Origin of the sequence: Moorena sp. SIO4A5 (assembly GCF_010672005.1) — a bacterium.
In the GTDB taxonomy this organism is placed as follows: Bacteria; Cyanobacteriota; Cyanobacteriia; order Cyanobacteriales; family Coleofasciculaceae; genus Moorena.
Genome location: NZ_JAAHHZ010000272.1, coordinates 4,301 through 6,219 on the forward strand (window position 1 = coordinate 4,301; position 1,919 = coordinate 6,219).

Here is a 1,919-nt window from a genome sequence, read left to right on the forward strand (position 1 = left end):
TAGGAACTGTTGATCTAATAGGTGATCTTTTAGATGGCGGTGCGGGCAACGATACACTTCAGGGAGAAGCCGGAAACGACACTCTACTTGGTGGCAGTGGCAATGATAGCCTCACGGGTGATGATTCGACTTTAAATTTTGGCAATGATAGCCTCAATGGTGGTTCTGGCAATGACACCCTCACTGGCGCAGGTGGTAACGATACCCTAGTTGGAGGTTTGGGCTCAGATACCCTGAACGGTACTAACAGTATTCTGGACGGTGCTGGTGAAATTGATATCCTTGATCCTGGTGATTTTGGTGCCAGGGATCTGATTATCCTAGGCACCAGTGGCTCGATCTATTACAACGGCGCTGGTCTTGATTACGCTGTCATTGACAATTTCGACAGATTTAGCTTCGCTGGCGAAACTGACTCTGACAAGATCCAGATTTCCGGGTCATTGTCCAATTACACCTTAAGCTCATTCACAGGTACAATATCTGATGTTTCTATTACCAACGGTACTCGAATCAACTTAGGTGGAGAGATCATTGCTTATGTCGATTCTAGTGGTTTACTGACTTCTGCTGACTTTATCTCAGTGCTGTAGGGTGTAGGGGAACGGGTGATTGGAACAATGGAGGAGCTATGCCACGTTGATAGGACGGTTGAATCAGGTTGGAGTAACTCCAAAGTGGCTTTTATTTTCCCCGCGCCCCGCCCCACCCGGTCACCCTAACCCCTGTCTGCTTGTCTTGATGCAGCGCGGTCTTCGGGGAAACCCTCATGACCGCGCTGCATCGCTTTTAGTCTTGTTGTAACCTCCTCTACCTGGTGAGTTTGAGACCTGGTTAGAGGGGTGTTGATACCAAGTTGCATTCATACCTAGCACCCCATCACCAGATCACCCTATCACCTTTTGAGAAATACTAAAACTCATCATCCTCATCTCCCCACTTGCCCTTAGACTCAGCCGCCCTAGGGCTACTCCTAGGCTTGACCTGATAACCCTGCTCTGGCAATAACTCCAACTGCTTACCGGTCTGGCTCCCTTGCGGCTGTTTGCGCCTTCGCGGTTCATTCTTGCTACCACCACCATGGCGACGCCAAGAGGTCCGTTCTTCAGAAGTATCCTCAGCTACCACTTCATACAGCAACGCTACCTTCTCCCCATCCTTACCTTTACGCAATACCCGACCCAAGCGCTGGATATACTCCCGAGATGAACCGGTCCCTGACAAGATAATCGCTACTCGCGCATCGGGTACATCCACTCCTTCATTCAATACATGGGATGCCGCTAAACAGCGATACTCTCCTTCCCGAAATCGCTTCAAAATATCATGACGCTCTTTGACTGGGGTTTGATGAGTAATGGCGGGAATCAATAACTCTTGAGAAATGCGATAAAGTGTAGCATTACCATTGGTAAAAATTAACATCTTCTCTGGGTAATGCTGAGCCAGCAAATCTAGCAAAATCCTTAATTTTCCATCGGTACCTAAGGCAATTTCCTTGGCCTCCCGGTGAGCTAACATGGCTCGGCGTCCGCTTTGGCTACGGGCACTTGCTATCACAAACTGCTGCCAACCTTTAATACTCCCGAGATGAATGTTGGACGCTCTCAAAAAATCATTGCGCAACGTCATGCAAGAATTATAGCGATCGCGTTCTTTTTGGGACAGCTTGACCTTAATCTGAATTACCTTATGGTCAGCTAGTGCCAAACCCGCCAATTGATCAGGGCTTTTCCGATAAACCTCTGGTCCTATCAAACCGTTAAGGTCCCAATGACGGCCATCGGAGCGTTCTGGGGTTGCTGTCAGTCCTAACCGATAGGGTGCGATCGCATATTCCGCAATCACCTTATAAAAATCCGTAGGTAAGTGATGACACTCATCAAAAATCACCAAAGCGTACCGATTCCCTAAGGTTT

The 1,919-nt window shown here is 48.3% G+C and carries 2 protein-coding genes; one reads left to right on the top strand and one right to left on the bottom strand.

What is annotated here, in order from left to right:
* On the top strand, positions 1-593 hold a 593-nt coding region (locus tag F6K57_RS34655), incomplete at its 5' end, for a calcium-binding protein (RefSeq protein WP_293072463.1).
* Positions 594-912: 319 nt separating this feature from the next.
* Here F6K57_RS34655 and F6K57_RS34660 read toward each other — a convergent pair.
* The coding region (locus F6K57_RS34660) for a DEAD/DEAH box helicase (RefSeq protein WP_293072465.1) at positions 913-1,919 on the bottom strand (1,007 nt) is incomplete at its 5' end.